This is a genomic window from Ruegeria sp. AF2 (assembly GCF_056542025.1).
Genome location: NZ_JBQFZC010000006.1, coordinates 53,170 through 73,505, shown reverse-complemented (window position 1 = coordinate 73,505; position 20,336 = coordinate 53,170). Strand labels below are relative to the sequence as shown.

Below are 20,336 nucleotides of genomic sequence, written 5' to 3'. Positions count from 1 at the left end.
ATGTCATGACCATCTCTGAATCCCGCCGGACCTTCTTGAAATCAACCGCCGCTGCTGCGACAGCATCAGCCGCAGGGCTTCCCCTTGCGACCGGACAAGCCAGCGCTCAGGTCGGCAACCCTGATATCCGTTGGGACAAAGCCGCCTGCCGGTTCTGCGGCACCGGATGCTCGGTTCTGGTTGGCACCAAAGACGGGCGCGTGGTCGCCACGCAAGGCGACCCGGATGCGCCGGTGAACCGCGGTCTGAACTGTATCAAGGGCTATTTCCTGTCCAAGATCATGTACGGCAAAGACCGCCTGACCACGCCGATGCTGCGCAAAACCAACGGCGAATATGACAAGAACGGTGAATTCGAACCCGTCAGCTGGGACGAAGCCTTCGACGTCATGGCTGCCAAGTGGAAAGAGGCCCTTGCCAAGAAAGGCCCGACCAGCGTTGGCATGTTCGGTTCGGGCCAGTGGACCGTTTGGGAGGGCTACGCTGCTGCCAAGATGATGAAAGCCGGTTTCCGATCCAACAACATCGACCCCAACGCGCGCCACTGTATGGCCTCGGCGGTTGTCGGCTTCATGCGCACCTTCGGCATTGATGAACCAATGGGCTGCTATGACGATTTCGAGCACGCAGACACATTCGTGCTCTGGGGCTCGAACATGGCCGAGATGCACCCGATTCTGTGGTCACGCCTGACCGACACGCGTCTGACCAAACCGGGATCCGAAGTGCACGTACTGTCGACCTATGAACACCGCTCGTTCGAGTTGGCCGACAATGGAATGGTCTTTGCGCCGCAGACCGATCTGGCGATCCTGAACTATATCGCCAACTACATTATCCAGAACGGCGCGGTGAACGAAGAGTTCGTCAACAAACACGTCAACATCACCAAGACCGCCACCGATATTGGCTATGGACTGCGCGATAACAACCCGCTGCAGGAAGAGGCAGAGAATCCAAACTCTGGCAAGATGGAGCCGATCAGCTTCGAAGAATATGCCGAAGCGGTATCGGAATACACGCTGGAATACACATCGGAACTCTCCGGTGTTCCTGCCGCTCAGCTTGAGCGTCTGGCCCAGCAATATGCCGACCCCAACCGCAAAGTGATGAGCCTGTGGACCATGGGCTTCAATCAGCATACTCGCGGATCGTGGGTGAACTCGCTGATGTACAATGTGCACCTGCTGGTGGGTAAGATTTCCGAACCCGGAAACTCGCCCTTCTCGCTCACCGGTCAACCTTCGGCCTGTGGTACGGCACGTGAGGTCGGAACCTTCGCTCACCGTCTGCCGGCTGATATGGTTGTGGCAAACGATAAACACCGCGAGATTTGCGAGACCGCGTGGAAAATTCCTGCGGGCACCATCCCACCCAAACCCGGATTCCACGCCGTTTTGCAGCACCGCAAGCTGAAGGACGGCGATCTGAATGCCTATTGGGTGCAGTGCACCAACAACATGCAGGCCGCGCCCAATATCAACGAAGAAGGCTATCCCGGCTATCGCAACCCGGAGAACTTCATTGCCGTCTCCGATCCCTATCCTACTGTAACAGCCCTGTCGGCTGACCTGATCTTGCCTACCGCCATGTGGGTCGAGAAGGAAGGCGCCTATGGCAACGCCGAGCGTCGCACCCAATTCTGGCGGCAACAGGTCAAAGCTCCGGGCGAAGCGAAATCCGATCTGTGGCAGTTGATGGAGTTCTCCAAACGCTTCACCGTTGAAGAGGTTTGGGGCGAGGAACTGCTGGCGACCATGCCAGAACATCGTGGTAAGACCATGTATGACGTGCTGTTCGCCAATGGCACGATCGACAAGTTCCCGCTGTCAGAGACCGCAGAAGGATTCGACAACGACGAGTCCGAGCACTTTGGCTACTACGTGCAAAAGGGCCTGTTCGAGGAATATGCCGAGTTTGGGCGCGGCCACGCGCACGATCTGGCCCCATTCGAAACCTACCACCAGGCGCGTGGCCTGCGCTGGCCAGTCGTGGATGGTAAGGAAACACTGTACCGCTTCCGAGAAGGCTATGATCCGTATGTGCCTGAAGGCGAAGACGTGAAATTCTATGGCCATAAGGACGGCAAGGCCAAGATCATCTTCGCGCCATACGAACCCGCCCCCGAGGTACCGGATGAGGAATTCAACCTGTGGCTCTGCACCGGGCGTGTGCTGGAACATTGGCATTCAGGTTCGATGACCCGCCGCGTGCCCGAACTGCACCGCTCCTATCCCGCCGCCGTTGTCTACATGCACCCGGATGATGCGCGCGACCGCGGTCTGCGCCGCGGGCAGGAGATCGTTCTTTCCACCCGCCGCGGCGAAGTTAACAGCCGGGTCGAAACCCGAGGCCGGAACAAAGTGCCGCGTGGCCTGGTGTTCATGCCATGGTTCGACGAAGGCCAGTTGACAAACAAGCTGACTTTGGACGCGACCTGCCCGCTCTCGAAAGAGACCGACTTCAAGAAATGCGCCTGTAAGGTCGAGCGCGCGTAAAAGGCTGGCAAGGCAAAGGTCGTCCCCATGTCTCGTGTTGGCACACCCCTTTCGCCGCAGCGGCGCCGGTTCCTGCAGGACTCAGCGCGCGCAGCGGGTGGCTGCGTAGCAGCCGGGTCCTTGCTGGCCTGGCTGGCGCGGGACGCACGGGCGTTGCCGGCCGAGGCATTGCGCCCCCCCGGTGCCTTGCCGGAAAAAGACTTTCTGTCAGCCTGCATCCGCTGTGGTCTGTGCGTGCGAGAGTGTCCCTATGACACGCTGAAACTGGCCGAGCTGGGTGTCGATGCGGTGGCCACCGGCACGCCGTATTTCACCGCCCGCGATATCCCTTGCGAAATGTGTGACGACATCCCCTGCGTCGCTGCCTGCCCGACCGGGGCGCTGGACCCGGGACTGGACAATATCGACGACGCCAAGATGGGTGTCGCCGTTCTGGTCGATCAGGAAAACTGCCTAAACTTCTTCGGCCTGCGCTGCGATGTCTGTTACCGCGTCTGCCCCGTCATCGACGAGGCCATTACGCTGGAGACCGAACACAACGCCCGCTCGGGCAGTCATGCAATCTTCATTCCAACCGTTCACGCCGATCATTGCACCGGCTGCGGCGTTTGCGAGAAAAGCTGCGTTCTGCCCGAAGCGGCGATCAAGGTGCTGCCCGCCCGATTGGCTCGGGGCAGCAGCGCCGATCACTACCGCAAGGGCTGGGAAGAGAAAGAAGCCAAAGGCGCGCCCGTCGTCGAAGGTATCATCGATTTGCCTGATCGCCTGCCGGGACCGGGCACCGATAACCTTGTCGCACCGGGCGGGTTTGAGCCCAGCTTCAAATTGCCGGAGGTCACTCAATGACCGTCCGCACAAACATGCCGCTGGGGCATGAAGCTATCGCCGCCAAAGGTTGGCTGAGTGCCCATAAATACCTGCTGCTGCGCCGCGCCAGCCAGGTGTTCTTCCTGGTACTGTTCCTGTTGGGCCCGTGGTTCGGCCTCTGGATCGTGCAGGGCACTCTGGCCGGGTCGCTGACCCTAGGCGTACTGCCCCTGACCGATCCGTTTGTCTTTCTGCAAAGTCTGATCGCAGGGCACTGGCCCGAGCTGACCGCCGCCATTGGTGCCGTCATCGTTCTGGTTACCTACGCGCTGGTCGGAGGCCGCGTCTATTGCTCGTGGGTCTGCCCGATCAACCCTGTAACCGACGGCGCGCACTGGCTGCACCGCAAGCTGGGCCTGCAAAAAGGCTGGCAGCCCAAACGCGGAACGCGGCTGTGGATCATGGCCACCGTGCTGGTCGTGTCCGGCCTGTCCGGCGCAATTGCATGGGAACTGGTCAACCCGATCACCATGCTGCATCGCGGACTGATCTTTGGCATGGGCTTCGTCTGGGCGATGGTCGCCGCGATCTTCCTGTTTGACTTGCTTGTCTCGCGCCATGGATGGTGCGGCCATGTCTGCCCCGTAGGCGCATTCTACGGACTGGTGGGCAGCAAGGCGATGCTGCGGGTCAGCGCCGCCAATCGCAACGCCTGTGACGATTGCATGGACTGCTACGCGGTTTGCCCGGAAAACCATGTGATCTCTCCGGCGCTGAAAGGCAAAGACAACCCGCTGATCCTGTCGCCCGACTGCACCAATTGCGGTCGCTGCATCGATGTCTGCGCTGAACACGTTTTCAAATTCACCCATCGGTTCGACGCCCTGACCGTCGCGCCACCGGAATCAACCGCCGCGCCCCAGCCGCGCGCCTCAAGACCTTTTTGAAGGAGTGAGAAGATGAAAAAGCCGATCCTAGTGGGCCTTGCCCTGATCCCGCCGCTGCTCCTCGGTGGCCTGGCCCTCGCGCAGTCTGCCGGAGTTAACAGCCTACGCGGTGCCGAAGTCGATGAGCCCGCCGTCCTGGATCAGGTGCATCGGACAGTCGAAGGCCGTATGCAGCGCAATTATCGCCAGCAGCCGCCGCTGATCCCACATTCGATCGAACAGTACCAGATCGACCTGCGTACCAATCAGTGCCTCTCCTGCCATGACTGGACCAAGGCTGGTGAACGCAACGCTCCGACGTTGTCGATGACTCACTATCTGGACCGCGAAGGGCGAGAGTTGGATCAGATCGCCGGCACACGGTATTTCTGCAATCAGTGCCACGTACCACAGGCCGATGCGCTGCCTCTGGTCGATAACACTTTTGAACCTTCCTCCGGAAACTGAACACAGGTCGAAAAGGAGAGCGCGACATGTCCGACTCCCAAGAAAAACAAGGACTCATCCGGCGCCTCTGGACCTGGTTCTGGAGCCCGATCGCCGTCCTCAGTGTCGGCTTTACACTACTGGCCGGGTTTCTGGCAGGCATCCTGTTCTGGGGTGGGTTCCACTGGGCACTGGAATTGACCAACACGGAAGAGTTCTGCGTATCCTGCCACACGATGGAAACCAATCTGGGCGAATATCGGGAAACGGTCCATTACAATAACGATTCCGGCGTGCGGGCCATCTGTTCCGATTGCCACGTCCCGGACGAGTGGAACCACAAGATCAAGGCCAAGATCATGGCCGTGAAGGACGTCTACCACGAACTGGCAGGCACCATCAGCACGAAAGAGAAGTATGAGGACCATCGTCTTTCCATGGCGTCGGCCGTATGGAAGAAGATGAAGGAATCCGACAGCCGCGAATGCCGCAACTGCCACAACTTTGACTATATGGACTTCACCCTTCAGGAAACCCGCGCAGCCAGCGAACACCAGCGCGCAATCGACACCGGCATGACCTGCATCGATTGCCACCAGGGCATCGCACACAGTCTCCCACCCAATTATTTGGAAACGTATGAGAAGATTGCGAAAGAGGTAGATGGTGAGGTTCTGCAGGAACACGCTGCAGCATCAGGGGACGACATCCGCGCGTTCCTGAACAAAAGCTCGGAACAAGGTGGGGACTGAGATGTTAGAGATACTTGGAACCATCGGCGGTAACGTACTGGGTCTGCCCGGCATTCTGGGTCTGGCACTGGGAATGATGACGCGCCAATACTGGTTGGGCGCACTGATGGGTGGATTGGTTGGCCTGATCGCGCCTCTGCTCTTTGCCGGTTGGCAGATTTCCCACGTTGGAACGATAGCGCTGCTGATCGCAATTATCGTTGGTCTCTGCGCCGGAAGTCTGGGCACCGCCATTCGCCGCAAGGGCGCAACCGTCTGAAGTGGCTGGTCGGGCCCGGCGGCAATTCCGGGGTCACCGCCCCCAGTTTTCCGCCGGATCGCTTTCCGCATAGTCCCGCAAAAGCGCGATATCCGAGATTTCGGCGTGGTTGCGGTTGATCTTCACACCCACCGCCTTGAGCCGCGAAAACGCCCGGCTCAGGCTTTCCGGCTTCATCCCCAGACGGCCTGCGATGAGCATCTTGTCGTAGGGCAGCAAAACCTCGCATCCGCCTTTGTCGCTGTCGCAGAGATTCAACAAAAACTCGGCCACGCGTTGCGCTCCGGTCTGAGCCTTGAGTTGCTCTAGCTGCGCCACCAACGAGTGAAGATGGGTAAAGGTCGCGGCCAGAATAGAAATACCGATCTCAGGGTCCTCTCTCATCAAAGAGATCAGGATCGGACTGGGGATATGCATGACATCACAGGCCGATACGGCCTCGGCGGATACAGGATAGGGAACGTTACGCAGAGCTACGGCCTCACCAAAGCTGTCACCACGTTTGAAGACGCTCACGACGGCTTCGGCCCCGGTGGGGGTCATGCGGAACAGCTTGACCCAACCCTCAAGCACGACGTGGATGGCCTGCGCTTTTTCCTCCTGCAGGAATATTGTCTCACCACGGTCATACTGACGCCAGATCGCGTGGCTCAGCAGTGTTTCCACATGCTGTTCCGGTAAACTGCGCAGCAGCAGCGACTGACGTGCGATCGCTTTTTGTGCTTCGTGAGACAAGAGAATACCCCTGTTATTTCCTGCTGGCGCATGGGCGCGGTCGGTCCATCCCTGTTCCACGCTATGCCAGAGCCGGCAGTTGTGCACCATAGTTTTATGTTGCCTAAACTTGACTATTGTCATGTTGCGGCTTGGTTCGCTGCCCTATTCTCGGCTCAAAGCCAGTATTCCGGGGAGCACGTAACATGGACTACGAGCGTTATTTCAGTCAAAGCCTCAGTGACCTTCGGGATGAAGGGAACTATCGTGTTTTCATAGACTTGCAACGTCGCTGTGGTTCTTTCCCGAACGCGCGTCAGACGGATGGATCTGTCCAGCGAAATGTGCGGATCTGGTGTTCGAATGACTATCTCGGCATGGGTCAGCACCCATCTGTTATCGATGCAATGCATGACGCATTGGATCGCTGCGGCGCGGGGGCCGGGGGCACGCGAAACATATCAGGCACCACTCACGACCACGTGCTGCTTGAGGCCGAACTGGCCGATCTGCATGGAAAGGAAGCCGCGCTTCTGTTTACTTCCGGGTATGTTTCGAATTGGGCAGCCCTTGGCACTCTCGCCGCGAAAATCCCCGGCCTGATCGTATTCTCTGATGCACTGAACCATGCCTCGATGATCGAAGGCATCCGCCACTCGCGGGCGCAGAAGGTGATCTGGAAACACAACGATCTGGATGACCTTGAAACCAAACTGGCCGCAGCTGATCCCGATGCGCCAAAGATGATCGCGTTCGAGTCGGTCTATTCGATGGATGGTGACATCGCCCCCATCAAAGAGATTTGCGATCTCGCCGACAAATACGGCGCGATGACCTATCTGGATGAGGTTCATGCCGTTGGCCTCTATGGGCCACGCGGCGGTGGTATCGCTGAACGAGAAGGCCTCATGGATCGCCTGACGGTGATCGAAGGCACGCTTGGTAAAGCGTTCGGTGTGGTGGGCGGGTATATTGCTGCCTCGGCTGCGCTGTGCGATTTCGTGCGCAGCTTCGCCAGCGGGTTTATTTTTACCACCGCCCTGCCACCATCGATCGCGGCCGGGGCCGCGGCCTCGATCCGGCATTTGAAACAATCGAATGCTGAACGCGACCTGCAGAAAGCCCGTGTATCGCAGGTTCGGGCTCGTTTGGATGCGGAAGGTATTCCTCATATTCCTAACCCCAGCCACATCATCCCGGTGATGGTTGGCGATCCGGTGAAGTGCAAGTTCATCTCGGACACGCTGCTGGAAGAGTTCGGCATCTACATTCAGCCGATCAATTATCCCACCGTACCAAAAGGGACCGAGCGTCTGCGGATCACGCCGTCTCCGGTACATACGGATGAGGATATCGAGCATCTGGTTGGCGCGCTGTCCACACTCTGGCAACGCTGTCAGATTGCGCGCATGCCGATGGCAGCCCAGTAACCAAGAAGCGCCCCCTAGCGTAAAACTTCGCCGTCTCCCCGGAGGCGGCGTTTTTTTGAGTCAGATCAGGTAGAGGGCAAAGACAATGATGGCAAAGCCCGTCAGCACCATGGTGAAACCTCGCAGCCAGGCCGGGCTGTTTACGAGATCAAGATAACAAGCCAGGATAACGCGACATTTCGCCAGTGCGAGGACCAGAATACACCCCGCCAGAACGGCTGGCGGGATGGGCAGCACAGTCAGCAGTGCAGATGCAACGCTGAGCGCCAGAAGGCTGAGCCATGCGCGCGTGAGCGTATTCGGGAGCCTCCGGCGGGAGTATTTGGGAAAAGATGAAGCTGCGGGCATCCGTATTATCCCAACAGGTAGATCACGGGGAAAAGCAGGATCCAGACCAGATCGACCATGTGCCAGAACTGCGCACCTGCCTCAATGTTGCGTGGATCGTCACGCCAGGCGACCAGCAGCAGGATACCGACCCCTGCCAACACATGTGCGGCGTGAAACCCGGTCAGCAGATAATAGAACAGGAAAAATGGGTGGGTCTCATAGGTGATCCCCTGTGCGGCTTTGCCCGCGTATTCCGCACCTTTGATGATCAGGAACACGACACCCAGCACGGCGGCAGTGATCAAGGCCATTCGAGCCACGCCCCGGCGCGCGATTTTTTGCCACTGCAGCGCCTGCGCCGCCAGATAGCCCGAAGTGACCAGCACCACCGTGTTTAGCGCTGCCCCTGTCCGGTAAAGGTGCGATTGAGCCTCGGCAAATCCTGTCGGGTCGGTCAGGCGCACGCCCATAAAGGCAATCAGGCCCGCGCCGAAAACCAGCAATTCCGAGATGATCAGAACCCACATCAGCAGCTCGCCCGGAAGCTCATCGATCAAAGAGGCGTCGCTCATGCTCCAACCAGTTGGCGGTAGATCTGAGGCAGGGCCATGATCAGCCGGTGCGGGTCGGGGATGACGGCGAAGCCGCCTTGACCGAACATGCGCGGGAACCAGCTTTTGCCGGTTTTGTCGATGGTAACGCCAAAGACCGATTGCCCTGCCCTACGCGCCTCGCGCACGGCCATGCAGGTGTCTTCGATACCGTGGCGACCCTCGTAATGGTCCAGGTCGTTGGGTTTGCCGTCAGTGATGATCAATAGCAACCGGCGTTTGCGCGATTGGCTGGCCAGATCGGCGGAACAATGGCGTATTGCGGCGCCGAGGCGGGTATAGTGGCCGGGGCGCAGCGAGGCGATGCGCTGTTCCACCAAACTACCCATCGGCTCATCGAAGCGTTTACAGCGCTGCACATAAACCCGCTGGCGTTTCAGCGAGCTGAAGGCGTGGATGGCGAAATCGTCGCCGCAGGCGTTCAGACCCCAGGCGAGTGCCGCAAGAGCCTCGCGTTCAATGTCGATTACGGCGCGGCCTGTGACGGCGCTTTCGGTCGAGCGGCTGACATCCAGCAGGATAGACACCGCCAAATCGCGCGCCTCGGGGCGCGATTGCATCCAAATACGTTCGGTGCCTTCGCCATTGGCACAACGGTCTACCTGCGCCCGAACGGCTGCCTCGATATCCAATTGATCACCATCCAGATGACCGCGTGTCATCACGCGGCCCGGGCGCAGCGCCTCGAACTGGCGTTTCACGGCGCGGATGCGGCGGGCAGTGGCGGGGTCTTTGCCGAACTCGGCGGCATCTTCGCGAATCTCGGCATCCGAGGTCAGAACGTTGACATGATCGGGCAAGTATTGGCCGGTGCGTACGTCCCATTCGGGATACAGAACCCGTCCCGACAGGCGTTCGCGGTTCACGTCCTCCGGAGCGAGGTCCAGATGAAGTTTCAGTTTGGTCGGCGGCGCCTTCGAGATCTGACCCAAGCCAATCTCTTCCTGATCATCGGCGGCTTTCTTGGCGTTATCCGGATCGTCATCGTCAATGCGCCGGTTGATGTTCAGGAACTCGGCCCAACTGAGGATCGCTTCGAACTTGTGCAGGATGAAACTGTCGCTGCGGTTGGCCTGATCCGATTTGCGGCGGCGGGCACGGTGGGTTTTTTCGCCGGATTCCTCAGGCGGTCCTTCGGTTTCGGGGTTCTCCACTTCGTTATGTTCGGAGAACCCGACCGGGCGCAACTCGGGCCACAGCGGGACAGGCCGGAAATGCTGATAGGCGCGCGGGGCGGTGAGGTCGTCATCCAACGCTAGAAGATGTTCAGCCTTTGGCGACAAAGGCGCGGGGTCACCAAGCATGTGGCGGACCAGTTCTTCAACCGCTGCCTCGACGGGTGGCAGCCCGGAAATGTCGCGTTGATACAGCACGCCCTTGCACAGCTCGGTATAAAGCGGGCGCAGGCCAGGGGCGTTGTGCAACGCCGCCTCGACCATCTGTCGGGCGCCGACAAGCGCATGCAGGTCGGCGCGCAACGGGTCGTCTTCGTCGCTACGAGTTCCGGCATGTGCAGCGGCGGCGGCCAGCCAGACATAAAGCGCACCGTTGGCTTCACGCGCGGGAAACACCGCTAGCCGATCCGGCAAACGCAGAACTTCGCCATCGAACGACGCACGCGGCATTAGCTCGGCCTCGGTTGCCAGACGACGACGCCACCCCAGACGGTGGCGCGAAATCTCGGGCGAGACCGGGCGCAATTCTACGCCCGGACTACCCCCAAGTCCTCGAAAGAGGACTGCCAGCCGCCCTGCGACCTCTGAGAGGTCGACCGCGGCTCCATCATGCACTTCAGGTGCATCAAGGCGACTGGCAAGGGTGTGCCACAGTTTCCCGATCGTTTCCTCGGGTTCCCATGGCTCAAAATCGATCCTGACCATCGGCCGGCCTCACCCAAAGACAGCCGTGACAAGATCGAGGAGCCCGCGTTTGATATCCTCATCATCAGTCAGAGGTTCGATCATTGCGGCGAGGATGGCGCGGTCGGTGGACATGCCCTGTGCGATCAGCGTCGCGGCATAAACGACCAGCCGGGTGGACACGCCTTCCTCAAGGTCCTGACCCTTAAGCCCGCGCAACTTACCTGCAAGGCGTACCAGCGGTTTACAGCGTTCAAGCGGCAGACCGCTTTCTTGCGCGACGACTTCGGCCTCCATCTCGGGCGAAGGAAAGTCGAATTCCAGCGAGATGAACCGCTGCCTGGTCGAGGGTTTCAGGGTTTTCAGGATATTCTGGTATCCGGGGTTGTACGAGGCCACCAGCATGAAGCCGGGCGCGGCCTCAAGCTCTTCGCCGGTGCGGTCGATCGGCAGGATGCGCCGGTCATCGGTCAGCGGGTGCAGCACAACGGTGACGTCCTTGCGGGCTTCGACCACCTCATCAAGGTAGCAGATCGCGCCTTCGCGCACCGCACGAGTCAGAGGGCCGTCAACCCAGACGGTTTCGCCGCCCTTCAACAGGTAGCGACCGATCAGGTCGGCGGCGGCGAGGTCATCGTGGCAGGCTACGGTGTAAAGCGGGCGGCCAAGCTTGGCGGCCATGTGGGCCACAAAGCGGGTCTTGCCGCAACCTGTTGGGCCTTTCAGCAAGACCGGCAGGTCGTTGTTGTAGGCGGCGGTGAACACATCGCATTCATCGCTTTGGGCGAGGTAGAAGGGGGCGTTCGCCGCCCCCTCATTCAGTTTCATGGAGCCATCCATATCCATTACTCCGCAGGGGTTTCAGAGGCACCGGGTTCAATCACCTCTTTCCGGGGCACCCAGATCGAGTAGATGAACAGCAGCGCACCAAGGACCACGACCACACCAGAGCCAAGACGCATCCAGTAGAAGATCGCGATCTGGTCCTGCACGTCCATGAAGTAGTCACCGACCACACGTTGCATGTGAGTCTGCACGGTACCACCGAAGGTCAGGACGAAGGTCATGAAGACCATGCCGCTGGTCATAAACCAGAACGAGCCCATGTTCAGAACCTGATTGTAGGGATCACGGTTCTTCAGGATCGGCATCGCATAGCTGAAGATCGCCAGGTTGAGGCAGACATAAGCACCGTAGAAGGCCAGGTGACCGTGGGCTGCGGTGATCTGCGTGCCATGGGTATAGTAGTTCACCCCGTGCAGCGTGTGCAGGAAGCCCCAGACACCGGCACCGAAGAAGGCAAGCGTTGCACAGCCCAGTGACCACAGCAGAGCAGCCTTGTTAGGGTGGTCACGACGGCCCTTCCAGACCATGACGAAGGCAAAGGCCATCATCGCGAAGAACGGGATCACCTCGAGGCTTGAGAAGATCGAACCGATCCACTGCCAATAGCCGGGTGTACCGATCCAATAGTAGTGGTGACCTGTCCCAAGGATGCCCGAGAACAGCGCGGCGGCGACGATGACATAGAGCCATTTCTCGACCACCTCACGGTCAACGCCCGTAAGCTTCAGCATCAGGTAGGCCAGGATCGAGGCCATGATCAGCTCCCATACGCCTTCGACCCATAGGTGGACGACATACCACCAGTATTGCTTGTCGAGCGACAGGTTGCCCGGGTTGTAGAAAGCAAACAGGAACAGAAGCGCCAGACCCCAGAGGCCCAGAACAAGGATGCTCGAAATCGCCGTCTTCTTGCCCTTCAGAACGGTCAGTGACACGTTGTAAAGGAACATCAGCGCGGCCACGACGATGCCCGCCTTGACCCATTTGGGTTGTTCAAGGAACTCGCGCCCCTCTTTGCCCAGCAGCCAGTTGCCTTCGAACAGGTTGAAGACATAGGTCACGACCACGCCCAGCGTACCAACCACAAGAATAATCAACTGCAGATAGGCCAGCTTGGTCGAATGGATCTCGCGCTCGGTCTCTTCGGGGATCAGGAAGTAGGCCGCACCGAAGAAGCCCAGCAGCAGCCAGACGATCAGAGAGTTGGTGTGCAGCATCCGTACGATATTGAACGGCAGAAGCTCACTCAGGAAGTTCGGGAATACATAGATGAAACCGGCCAGCAGGCCGCCGATTACCTGTACCGCGAACAGGGCCATCGCTACTGCGAAGTAGGCGTAGGCGATTTTTTGGGATTCGTATTTCATTGCTCCGTTCCCTTTCTCAGCCTGCCTCGTTGGGCGGCCAGCCCTGCGCATCGATGTTGTCCGTCCAGATCAAGAAGTTGGTCAGATCGCGGATCTCTTCGTCGCTGAGGTTGAAATTGGGCATCTGCCGACGACCGGGAATGCCGGTCGGCTGCGCCTCCATCCAGCCCTTGAGCGCTTCAAAGGCCGATTCCGGGTCGTCCAGCACACCCCAGCGGGTCATCACATTCCCGACTTCCGGCGCGTAGTAGGCGCCCTCGCCCAGGATCGTGTGACAGTTGATGCAGGCATGTTTTTCCCAGACATGTTTGCCCCGAACCACACTGTCATCAAGCTTCGCCGAATTCTCGGAGTTGACGATGTACCAGTGCGAGTGGGCCGACAGGGCCAGGAAGATGAGGATGAAGAACAGTGACCCGCCATAGAATATGTTGCGAGCCATGCTCTTTGTCATGACTTCTCGCATTGCGCTCTCCTTTGCGCAGATTAGCTAGTCTGATGACAATGGCGGGTGGGTCGCAGGGCTGCCTTAACGAAAGTCAAGCATGCCAAAGTAAGCGCGGAATTGGACACCTGTGGTCATAATTGCGTCAGTATCACTAAAATGCCCTCAGATTGCCTTGAAAAATAGTACTTAGAACAGCATGTTTCCGGACGTTCGAACAGTTGAAGCGAGCGTTCTCGATATATTGGTGAATAGAGGTGCGTAGATGGCACCTGAAGCGTGGTGGTTAAAGAATGGCGAACTACTCATACATCGGATACGCACCCGGCGTCATTACGGTGAATACAATTGGGCCTGATACGATCACCCTGGACGCAAGCTATGACCCCGCGACGGACCGAAGGGTATTCAATGTTGAGGACGAGGCCGGTGGTTTCATTCGAAATGGGTTTGGCCCGCCAGTTCCCGATACCGGGGATGTTTTCAACGGCGACAGATTCAACAACGAAAATGGCGACGACGATACACAGATCGGAACGGTAACAAACCTTGATGGTTCGACAACGTTTCTGAGCGGCGACATCTATCTGGAAGAATCCTACATTCTGACGAATCCCGGCGGTGGGACAATCACTGTGTACCTTGTCGAGGTTGAAGGAACCAACGCTGGCTACATAACCTCTGAGCCCCTAGATCCCGGGGTGACGTATTCGATGAGCGTCGTCAACGTTACACCGAGCAACGCACCGGACACGACTGACCCCGGTTCCATCGTTGATGTTCCTTGTTTCTCAGCCGGAACGCTTATCGCGACACCTGATGGTGATGTCGCGATAGAAACGCTTTCCGCTGGTGACATGGTTGTCACCTTGGATCATGGGCCACAACCAATTCGCTGGATCGGCGCGCGCGCTCTGGATAGGTCTGAATTTGCGCTCAATCCCAAGCTGCGCCCGATCCGAATCACAGCGGGCAGCCTGGGAAGCAACCTGCCGCGACGTGATCTGTTGGTCTCACCGCAGCATCGCATGTTGATCCGTTCGAGTATCGCCGTTCGCATGTTCGACAGCGAAGAGGTTCTGGTCCCAGCCCATAAGCTGGTCGGCATACCCGGCATAACCGTCGACGAGACAGCTCAGGGCGTGGTGTATTTCCATATTCTGTTCGACCGGCATGAGATCGTGCTGGCGGAAGGCGCGCCGTCAGAAAGCCTATTCACAGGCAAGCAAGCCTTGAAAGGAATACAGCCCGAGGCGCTGGCCGAAATTGTTGCGCTCTTCCCAGAGTTAGCTTTGCCAGACCATCAACCAATCGCAGCCCGCCAGATTCCAAAACGCGGAAGACAAATCCATACTTTGCTGCAACGACATATTAAGAATGACAGGGCGTTGCTCCGACCTTCTTGATCTAAAAACCGTTGCTCAGGCCGCTAGACGTGGCCCGGTCAACGCGGGCCACATCGCAACCAGATACAAGACGATGGCGCAGATCCACAGCCCATCTGAGGCCAGCATCGCAACCAGATATCCCTGGTCAAACGCCGACCCGACCCAGCGCAAAACTGCGGCTGCCGCCATCAAACCGTAAGCGATCGCCATGGGCGGCGGGGCCACGAGGGCGCGGCCACTATGGCCAAGGGCGGCCCGACTCATCACGGCAAGGGTCATGCCGCCGACGCAGCCAATGCCCAGAACATGCAGCGCCCCGATCTCGCTGCCGAACCCCTGCACTGCCAGCCCCCACAGGATCAGGCCCAGCGCCAGCATGCCCAGCCCCAGATGCAACGCGATCAGGATCGGCTGCCGCAGTGCCCAGCGTGCGCGCCAACGTGCCATGCGCAGGATCTGAGCAACGCCAAGCATCAGCGCGATAGCGCCTGATACAGGTCCGATTCCAAAGACGAGCACGCTCAGCGGCAGTGAAAGTGCAAGCCCCATAGCGGCTTTATCAAACGTTCCTACCGAAATAGGCCAGTTGGATTCGGGCTCTCCCGCGCGTTTCATCGCATTTCGGGTGAAAGCTGGCGTAATGCGCCCGCCAAGTATCGCGATTAGGCTACAGAGCGTCAGCAACCCCGCCCGCAATCCGATGTCCAGCGTATCGCTGGTCACACCGATCCACTCTAAATGGGTTAACAAGTTGGCAATCCAGATCGCACTGAGCAGCAAAAGGAATACCATGTTCTGCGGTTTGGGGCGTCGGATCAGCTGAGTAGCAATCTTTGCCGCCAGAATTGGAACAAAGACCAGATCGAACACAGCGACCAGAACCGGCGGCAGCGCACCGGAGAACCACATCGCTACCCGCCCGGCCAACCAGAGACCTGCGGCCAGCATGATGAACCTGGCGCGCGCCTCTGGGGTCCCGGTCCAGTTGGGAACAGCCGTCAGAAAGAACCCGCCCAGAGCTGCTGTGGCGTAGCCAAAGATCATCTCATGCGCGTGCCACATTGGGGGACTCATGGAATAGGTTGGGTCTTCGTATCCGACCAACCCGGTCTGCGTCATCAACCAAAAACCCCACGCGCCTCCCGCGAACAGACCAAAAAGTCCGGCGGACAGGAAAAAGATGCGAAACCCCTCGCCCAATACGCGCGCGATCACTGCCGACATGCCTGTTCTCCTCGGCCTCAATGGCTGTTGGAACAGGTTTAGCAAGGCCGACCAGTGATGGACTTAACCGAAATCAAGCATCCGAAAAACATGTCCCTGAAACTCAGGTTTTCCCTTTGTTTTATGGCTCATTATAGCCCGTCAATTTCCAATTTGCGCGCGCTCCGTTGACTTTCGTCAAGGATGACAAACGCGTGATGTTTCACCCTAGGACCTGCCTCACCAGCAAATGGAGAGTGATCATGTCACTTGGAATCAGCTACAACAGAACTGGCCGCGCCTTAGGGGTCGGTTTGGCAATGTTGCTGGGCAGCGTCGCTGCGCCAGTCTTTGCCGAAGAGCCAACCCTGAGCAAGGAAGCCTTTGAATCATCAAAACAACTTTACTTTGAACGCTGCGCCGGTTGTCACGGTGTGTTGCGCAAAGGGGCAACCGGCAAAAGCCTTGAGCCGCTGGTTGAAACGAAGAATGACGATGGTACCGTAACCGAGTCGGGCACCCTGAAACTGGGGCAGGAGCGGCTGGAAAAAATCATCGCATGGGGCACCGAAGGCGGGATGAACAACTTCTCGGACGTGATGTCCGAAGAAGAAATCCGCGATATGGCGACCTACATCCAGATGGAGCCACCCCAACCGCCAGAAATGTCGCTTGAGCAGATGATGGCGACCCGCAAGGTCTATGTCGAACCCGAAGACTACCCGACCGAACCTCTGCATGGCCGCAACTGGGAAAACTTCTTTGTCGTCATCGAACGTGACGTGGGCAAGGTGGCCGTGATTGATGGTGACACCAAGGAAGTGCTGGCGCATATCCCAACCGGTTATGCGGTGCACGTTCTGAAAGCCTCGGAACACCACAAATTGGAAGAACCGGAAAACCCGGGCCGCTTCTGGTACACCATGGGCCGCGACGGGAAGATGACCAAGATCGACCTGTGGCAGAACCCCGAGAACATGCTGGTTGCCGAGGTTACCATTGGTTATGACGCTCGCGACGTGGCGGTATCGGGTGACGGTAAATACGTCATCGGTGGCGCCTATTGGCCCCCTCATTTCGCCATCGTCGACGCCGAAACCATGGAGCCGAAAAAGGTTGTCTCGACCCGTGGCTACAACGTGGACGGGGATTATGTGGAAGAGGCCCGCGTGGCCGCCATCTACACCACCCCGAACGAGCCCACGTGGATCGTGGCCGTCAAGGAACTCGGTCAGCTGTGGCAGGTGGACTACTCCGATCTGGACAACCTGCGTATCGACAAGATCGACAGCGCAAAGTTCCTGCATGACGGGTTCTTTGATCCGACCGGCCGTTATTTCCAGATCGCCGCAAACGCGTCGAACAAGATGGTCGTGGTCGATACCGAGACTCACAAGCTGGAAGCTATGATCGATACCGCGCCGCTGCCGCACCCCGGCCCGGGCGCCAACTGGGATGACCCGAATTGCGGTCCTGTTGCCGGTACGACCCACTTGGGCGAAGGCACGGTTACCGTTTGGGGCAACGACCCCGAAGGCCGCCCGGACGATGCCTGGAAGGTCTGCTATGAGGTGGAAACCGACGGACCCGGTCTGTTCATCCGGACCCATCCGAACTCGGACTACATCTGGGCCGACCAGACCAAGCACCCCGAGCCTGAGATCCAGCAATCGGTGCAGGTCATCGACAAGGCAACCGGTGAGATCGTGAAAACGATCCAGATCACAGAAGAGGAAGGCAACGTCGCCGTCCACTTCGAGTTCAACCAAGACGGATCCGAGGTCTGGGTGTCCAAGTGGAACCGCTCGACCTCGAAAGAGCCAAATGGCGAGATCGTGATCTTCGACGCCAAGACGCTGGAAGAGATCGGCCGCGTGAAGGGACTGTTTGCACCCACCGGCAAGTTCAACGTCTACAACCGTTCGAACCACGTCACCTGACGGGTTTTGTACTCAGCACCGGAAAGGGCGGGCCCCTCGCCCGCCCTTTCCTCGTTTGACTCATCAGCCAAATCCACAGGCCTGACATCCAGGGCCAGAAAAAGAAGCCAAAACGGAGACCGGATATGACCTCCGAACCGGAAAAGAAAAAACCAATCTGGCGCCGGTATTTCCTGTGGGGAATGCCCGTGGCCGGGATCGCTGCGGCCTTTGCCGCCGGCATCATCTTCTGGGGCGGGTTCAACACCGCTATGGAAGCTACCAACACCAAGGAATTCTGCGTCTCGTGCCACGAGATGCGAGATTTCGTTTACGAAGAATACACCGGCACAATCCACGACGTGAACCGTTCGGGCGTAGGCGCGGTCTGTTCCGACTGTCACGTGCCCAAGGATTGGACTCACAAGATCATCCGCAAGATCAAGGCGTCCAAAGAACTGTATGGCAAGGTGGTCGGCACCATCAACACCCGCGAAAAGTTTGAAGCCAAGCGCGTACATCTGGCTATGAACGAATGGGAGCGGATGAAATCCACGGACTCGCGCGAGTGCCGCAACTGCCATGACTTCGAGTCGATGATGCCCGAGTTCCAGAAACCCCGCGCCCGTCAGCAGCACCTGAACGCGATGACCGTCGGACAGACCTGTATTGACTGCCACAAGGGGATTGCGCACTCGGACGCCCGCGACCGGGCCGACGAAGAGTATCTGGAAAAGCTTGAAGCGCCGAACCCAGATTTCATTCGCGAAATCCCCGCCGAATATCTGGCCAGTCTCGAGCGGATCGAAGCCAAAGAAGCCGCCGATGCCGAGGCTGAGAAAGCCGCGCGTGTAGCCCAGCAAGAGGCTGTTCAGGCCCAGATCGCAGCAGCGGTTGACGCAGCCGTCGCGGAAGAGCGTGCCAAAGCTTCTGGCGAAGATGCCGCAGCCCCGGCAGGTGGCGGCAGCGATGTTGGCACAAATATCGATTGGGCCGCTGTCCCCGGTGCAGATATGAAACTGTTCTATCCCGGTCAGGCCTCGTTTGAATGGGTTCAGAACGGCAGATCCCACGGCGGAGCACGTCCTTTGACCAAGGGCGGAGACAAGTGCACCACCTGTCACGCTGCCGAACTGGACGCGATCGGCAACAAGATCGTGGCCGGTGGGGATCTGGAACCAACCCCGATCCCGGGCAAACGCGGCGTTATAGACGCCACCGTTCAAGCCGCGCATGATGATGAGACCCTGTATATCCGTCTGCAATGGCCGGATGCGGGCCACAACCCCGCCCCCTTTGTCGATGGCGGCAAGATGGACCCGGACAACCAGATCAAGGTGGCCATGATGATCACCGGCACTGGGATTGAGCTGGGCGATCAGGTCGGCTGCTGGGCCTCGTGCCATGCAGACAACAGCTACATGCCCTTTGACCCGGGTGCCGAGGCGATTGCCGCAAATGGCGATGTCTCGGGTCGGCTGAGCACGCAGGACACTGTGACCAAATACATCAGCGAAAGCCGCACCGAGGTCGAGATCAAAGGCCGCCGCGGTAAGGCGCTGGGTGGCTGGGACAAGCTGCAGGCCGCCGATCAGATCGAGCAGTATCTGGCCGAAGGCACCTATCTGGATCTGATGCGCGTCTACGCGGACGGCAGCGCCACCAACGGCTATCTGCTAGAACAGCGCGTGGTCAATGACGGTGAGATCGCCGCCTCGGCCAGCCTTGATGCAGGTATGTGGACCGTGGTCTTCACGCGCCCATTGAACTCGGGCGCAGCTGGTGACGTGCCGCTGGAGGCCGGTCAGACCTATACGGTGGGCTTTGCCATCCACGATGACTTTGCCGCCGCACGGTTCCACCACGTGACGCTGGATACCAGCCTGGCATTGGACGACGACAACGCCTTTATCAACGTCGTCAAACAATAAGGAAGAGGGGCCGGGCGATCCGGCCCCTTCCGCTTAAAAGAGGAGACTTGGACAATGAAACCCAAACACCTTCTCCCTGCGCTGCTGCTTCTGGCCGCGCCCGCATGGGCAGAGGACACCGCCGCGCTGTGTGCCGAAGCCGAAGAGCGCTATGTCGAGCTGTTCGGTCAGCCCTCCTCCGCCGTTGAGGATGCCGATGTGGTGCTGATGTACAAATACACGTTCTGCCCAGCCGAGCTAACCGTGAAACCGGGCACAACCGTGCGCTGGGTGAATGTCGATAAGCGCACCAGTCACTCGGTCCTACTGAAAGACGGCAGCGAGCCCGAAAGCGACCGTCTGTTTCCTGAGGAGACGGTTGACCTGACCTTCCTCACCCCGGGTCCGCAGGACTATCTGTGTGGCCCGCATTGGGAGACACAGAACATGATCGGCATGATCACCGTCGAACCCTGAGCCGAGGCAATCATACAGGCAAGCCGAAAGGAGCGCGGGGCAATTCCCGCGCTCCTTAACTTTAGTCAAGGAGGTTCCTTTCCGATTACGCCAGTCTGCCCGCATGACACGCCCGGCTCACCCAGCAACGTCCCCTGATCGCGCAGGA

Annotated in this window: 19 protein-coding genes; 11 read left to right on the top strand and 8 right to left on the bottom strand. The window is 58.8% G+C overall.

All coding sequences use genetic code 11. From position 1 onward, the window contains the following. Window positions 1-5: 5 nt before the first annotated feature. Genes napA through ACR0NM_RS17200 form a run of 6 tightly spaced genes read left to right on the top strand, consistent with a single transcriptional unit; the run spans window position 6 to window position 5,689 of the window. Window positions 6-2,498 carry a nitrate reductase catalytic subunit NapA gene (gene napA / locus ACR0NM_RS17225; protein ID WP_170398190.1) on the top strand — a complete coding sequence of 831 codons (2,493 nt, stop codon included), beginning with the start codon at window positions 6-8 and terminating at the stop codon, window positions 2,496-2,498. 27 nt (window positions 2,499-2,525) lie between these two features. Continuing rightward, complete coding sequence (gene napG, locus ACR0NM_RS17220; RefSeq protein WP_170513614.1) at window positions 2,526-3,344, top strand: ferredoxin-type protein NapG; 819 nt, start codon at window positions 2,526-2,528, stop codon at window positions 3,342-3,344. Continuing rightward, complete coding sequence (napH, locus tag ACR0NM_RS17215; RefSeq protein ID WP_480615854.1) at window positions 3,341-4,252, top strand: quinol dehydrogenase ferredoxin subunit NapH; 912 nt, start codon at window positions 3,341-3,343, stop codon at window positions 4,250-4,252. Before napG ends, napH begins: the two co-directional genes overlap by 4 nt. A gap of 12 nt (window positions 4,253-4,264) precedes the next feature. Further along, window positions 4,265-4,699: a nitrate reductase cytochrome c-type subunit gene (locus ACR0NM_RS17210; protein WP_170398181.1), complete on the top strand. Its 435-nt coding sequence runs from the start codon at window positions 4,265-4,267 to the stop codon at window positions 4,697-4,699. Window positions 4,700-4,725: 26 nt separating this feature from the next. Continuing rightward, window positions 4,726-5,430: a NapC/NirT family cytochrome c gene (locus ACR0NM_RS17205; protein WP_170398176.1), complete on the top strand. Its 705-nt coding sequence runs from the start codon at window positions 4,726-4,728 to the stop codon at window positions 5,428-5,430. Between the two features lies 1 nt (window position 5,431). Next, window positions 5,432-5,689 (top strand): hypothetical protein, encoded by a 258-nt coding sequence (locus ACR0NM_RS17200; RefSeq protein WP_170408114.1) that lies wholly within the window; start codon window positions 5,432-5,434, stop codon window positions 5,687-5,689. A gap of 33 nt (window positions 5,690-5,722) precedes the next feature. On the opposite strand, the gene ACR0NM_RS17195 is transcribed toward ACR0NM_RS17200, so the two are convergent. After that, window positions 5,723-6,424 carry a Crp/Fnr family transcriptional regulator gene (locus tag ACR0NM_RS17195; protein ID WP_170398170.1) on the bottom strand — a complete coding sequence of 234 codons (702 nt, stop codon included), beginning with the start codon at window positions 6,422-6,424 and terminating at the stop codon, window positions 5,723-5,725. 185 nt (window positions 6,425-6,609) lie between these two features. Between ACR0NM_RS17195 and hemA the strand changes: the two genes are divergently transcribed. Further along, a complete protein-coding gene (gene hemA, locus ACR0NM_RS17190) occupies window positions 6,610-7,833 on the top strand; it encodes a 5-aminolevulinate synthase (RefSeq protein WP_480602706.1) in 1,224 nt (407 codons plus the stop codon). 60 nt (window positions 7,834-7,893) lie between these two features. Here the strand turns inward: hemA and ACR0NM_RS17185 are convergent, their stop codons facing one another. The 6 genes from ACR0NM_RS17185 to ACR0NM_RS17160 are packed head-to-tail and all read right to left on the bottom strand — an operon-like array spanning window position 7,894 to window position 13,312. Next, window positions 7,894-8,181, bottom strand: a complete 288-nt coding sequence (locus ACR0NM_RS17185; RefSeq protein ID WP_480459885.1) for a cytochrome C oxidase subunit IV family protein — start codon at window positions 8,179-8,181, stop codon at window positions 7,894-7,896. Between the two features lie 5 nt (window positions 8,182-8,186). Further along, window positions 8,187-8,735: a cytochrome c oxidase subunit 3 gene (locus tag ACR0NM_RS17180; RefSeq protein WP_480615852.1), complete on the bottom strand. Its 549-nt coding sequence runs from the start codon at window positions 8,733-8,735 to the stop codon at window positions 8,187-8,189. After that, window positions 8,732-10,654, bottom strand: a complete 1,923-nt coding sequence (locus tag ACR0NM_RS17175) for a nitric oxide reductase activation protein NorD (protein WP_480615850.1) — start codon at window positions 10,652-10,654, stop codon at window positions 8,732-8,734. Before ACR0NM_RS17175 ends, ACR0NM_RS17180 begins: the two co-directional genes overlap by 4 nt. Window positions 10,655-10,663: 9 nt before the next feature. After that, window positions 10,664-11,473, bottom strand: coding sequence for a CbbQ/NirQ/NorQ/GpvN family protein (locus ACR0NM_RS17170; protein ID WP_170398158.1), 810 nt, complete (start codon window positions 11,471-11,473; stop codon window positions 10,664-10,666). 5 nt (window positions 11,474-11,478) lie between these two features. After that, entirely contained in the window at window positions 11,479-12,846 is a 1,368-nt protein-coding gene (locus ACR0NM_RS17165) for a cbb3-type cytochrome c oxidase subunit I (RefSeq protein ID WP_480615848.1), read from the bottom strand. A gap of 16 nt (window positions 12,847-12,862) precedes the next feature. Beyond that, complete coding sequence (locus tag ACR0NM_RS17160) at window positions 12,863-13,312, bottom strand: c-type cytochrome (RefSeq protein ID WP_170398152.1); 450 nt, start codon at window positions 13,310-13,312, stop codon at window positions 12,863-12,865. Window positions 13,313-13,584: 272 nt separating this feature from the next. Here ACR0NM_RS17160 and ACR0NM_RS17155 point away from each other — a divergent pair, with 272 nt between their 5' ends. Then, window positions 13,585-14,697 carry a Hint domain-containing protein gene (locus tag ACR0NM_RS17155; protein WP_255611991.1) on the top strand — a complete coding sequence of 371 codons (1,113 nt, stop codon included), beginning with the start codon at window positions 13,585-13,587 and terminating at the stop codon, window positions 14,695-14,697. Window positions 14,698-14,712: 15 nt separating this feature from the next. On the opposite strand, the gene ACR0NM_RS17150 is transcribed toward ACR0NM_RS17155, so the two are convergent. After that, a complete protein-coding gene (locus ACR0NM_RS17150; protein ID WP_480562910.1) occupies window positions 14,713-15,903 on the bottom strand; it encodes an NnrS family protein in 1,191 nt (396 codons plus the stop codon). A gap of 242 nt (window positions 15,904-16,145) precedes the next feature. Here ACR0NM_RS17150 and ACR0NM_RS17145 point away from each other — a divergent pair, with 242 nt between their 5' ends. The 3 genes from ACR0NM_RS17145 to ACR0NM_RS17135 all read left to right on the top strand — a co-directional run bounded on the left by ACR0NM_RS17145 (window position 16,146) and on the right by ACR0NM_RS17135 (window position 20,188). Beyond that, on the top strand, window positions 16,146-17,822 hold the full coding sequence (locus ACR0NM_RS17145; protein ID WP_170398146.1) for a cytochrome D1 domain-containing protein: 1,677 nt from the start codon (window positions 16,146-16,148) through the stop codon (window positions 17,820-17,822). A gap of 125 nt (window positions 17,823-17,947) precedes the next feature. Further along, window positions 17,948-19,732 carry a NapC/NirT family cytochrome c gene (locus ACR0NM_RS17140; RefSeq protein WP_170595051.1) on the top strand — a complete coding sequence of 595 codons (1,785 nt, stop codon included), beginning with the start codon at window positions 17,948-17,950 and terminating at the stop codon, window positions 19,730-19,732. Between the two features lie 54 nt (window positions 19,733-19,786). Next, window positions 19,787-20,188 carry a plastocyanin/azurin family copper-binding protein gene (locus ACR0NM_RS17135; RefSeq protein WP_170425535.1) on the top strand — a complete coding sequence of 134 codons (402 nt, stop codon included), beginning with the start codon at window positions 19,787-19,789 and terminating at the stop codon, window positions 20,186-20,188. Window positions 20,189-20,336: the final 148 nt, after the last annotated feature.

Excerpts from the sequence above, each read along its gene's own strand:
- ACR0NM_RS17165 (WP_480615848.1), bottom strand. The coding sequence starts at position 12,846 with ATGAAATACGAATCCCAAAAAATCGCCTACGCCTACTTCGCAGTAGCG.
- napH (WP_480615854.1), top strand. The coding sequence starts at position 3,341 with ATGACCGTCCGCACAAACATGCCGCTGGGGCATGAAGCTATCGCCGCC.
- ACR0NM_RS17185 (WP_480459885.1), bottom strand. The coding sequence starts at position 8,181 with ATGCCCGCAGCTTCATCTTTTCCCAAATACTCCCGCCGGAGGCTCCCG.
- hemA (WP_480602706.1), top strand. The coding sequence starts at position 6,610 with ATGGACTACGAGCGTTATTTCAGTCAAAGCCTCAGTGACCTTCGGGAT.
- ACR0NM_RS17210 (WP_170398181.1), top strand. The coding sequence starts at position 4,265 with ATGAAAAAGCCGATCCTAGTGGGCCTTGCCCTGATCCCGCCGCTGCTC.
- ACR0NM_RS17160 (WP_170398152.1), bottom strand. The coding sequence starts at position 13,312 with ATGCGAGAAGTCATGACAAAGAGCATGGCTCGCAACATATTCTATGGC.
- ACR0NM_RS17145 (WP_170398146.1), top strand. The coding sequence starts at position 16,146 with ATGTCACTTGGAATCAGCTACAACAGAACTGGCCGCGCCTTAGGGGTC.
- ACR0NM_RS17205 (WP_170398176.1), top strand. The coding sequence starts at position 4,726 with ATGTCCGACTCCCAAGAAAAACAAGGACTCATCCGGCGCCTCTGGACC.
- ACR0NM_RS17175 (WP_480615850.1), bottom strand. The coding sequence starts at position 10,654 with ATGGTCAGGATCGATTTTGAGCCATGGGAACCCGAGGAAACGATCGGG.
- napA (WP_170398190.1), top strand. The coding sequence starts at position 6 with ATGACCATCTCTGAATCCCGCCGGACCTTCTTGAAATCAACCGCCGCT.
- ACR0NM_RS17180 (WP_480615852.1), bottom strand. The coding sequence starts at position 8,735 with ATGAGCGACGCCTCTTTGATCGATGAGCTTCCGGGCGAGCTGCTGATG.
- napG (WP_170513614.1), top strand. The coding sequence starts at position 2,526 with ATGTCTCGTGTTGGCACACCCCTTTCGCCGCAGCGGCGCCGGTTCCTG.
- ACR0NM_RS17135 (WP_170425535.1), top strand. The coding sequence starts at position 19,787 with ATGAAACCCAAACACCTTCTCCCTGCGCTGCTGCTTCTGGCCGCGCCC.
- ACR0NM_RS17140 (WP_170595051.1), top strand. The coding sequence starts at position 17,948 with ATGACCTCCGAACCGGAAAAGAAAAAACCAATCTGGCGCCGGTATTTC.
- ACR0NM_RS17170 (WP_170398158.1), bottom strand. The coding sequence starts at position 11,473 with ATGGATGGCTCCATGAAACTGAATGAGGGGGCGGCGAACGCCCCCTTC.
- ACR0NM_RS17155 (WP_255611991.1), top strand. The coding sequence starts at position 13,585 with ATGGCGAACTACTCATACATCGGATACGCACCCGGCGTCATTACGGTG.
- ACR0NM_RS17150 (WP_480562910.1), bottom strand. The coding sequence starts at position 15,903 with ATGTCGGCAGTGATCGCGCGCGTATTGGGCGAGGGGTTTCGCATCTTT.
- ACR0NM_RS17200 (WP_170408114.1), top strand. The coding sequence starts at position 5,432 with ATGTTAGAGATACTTGGAACCATCGGCGGTAACGTACTGGGTCTGCCC.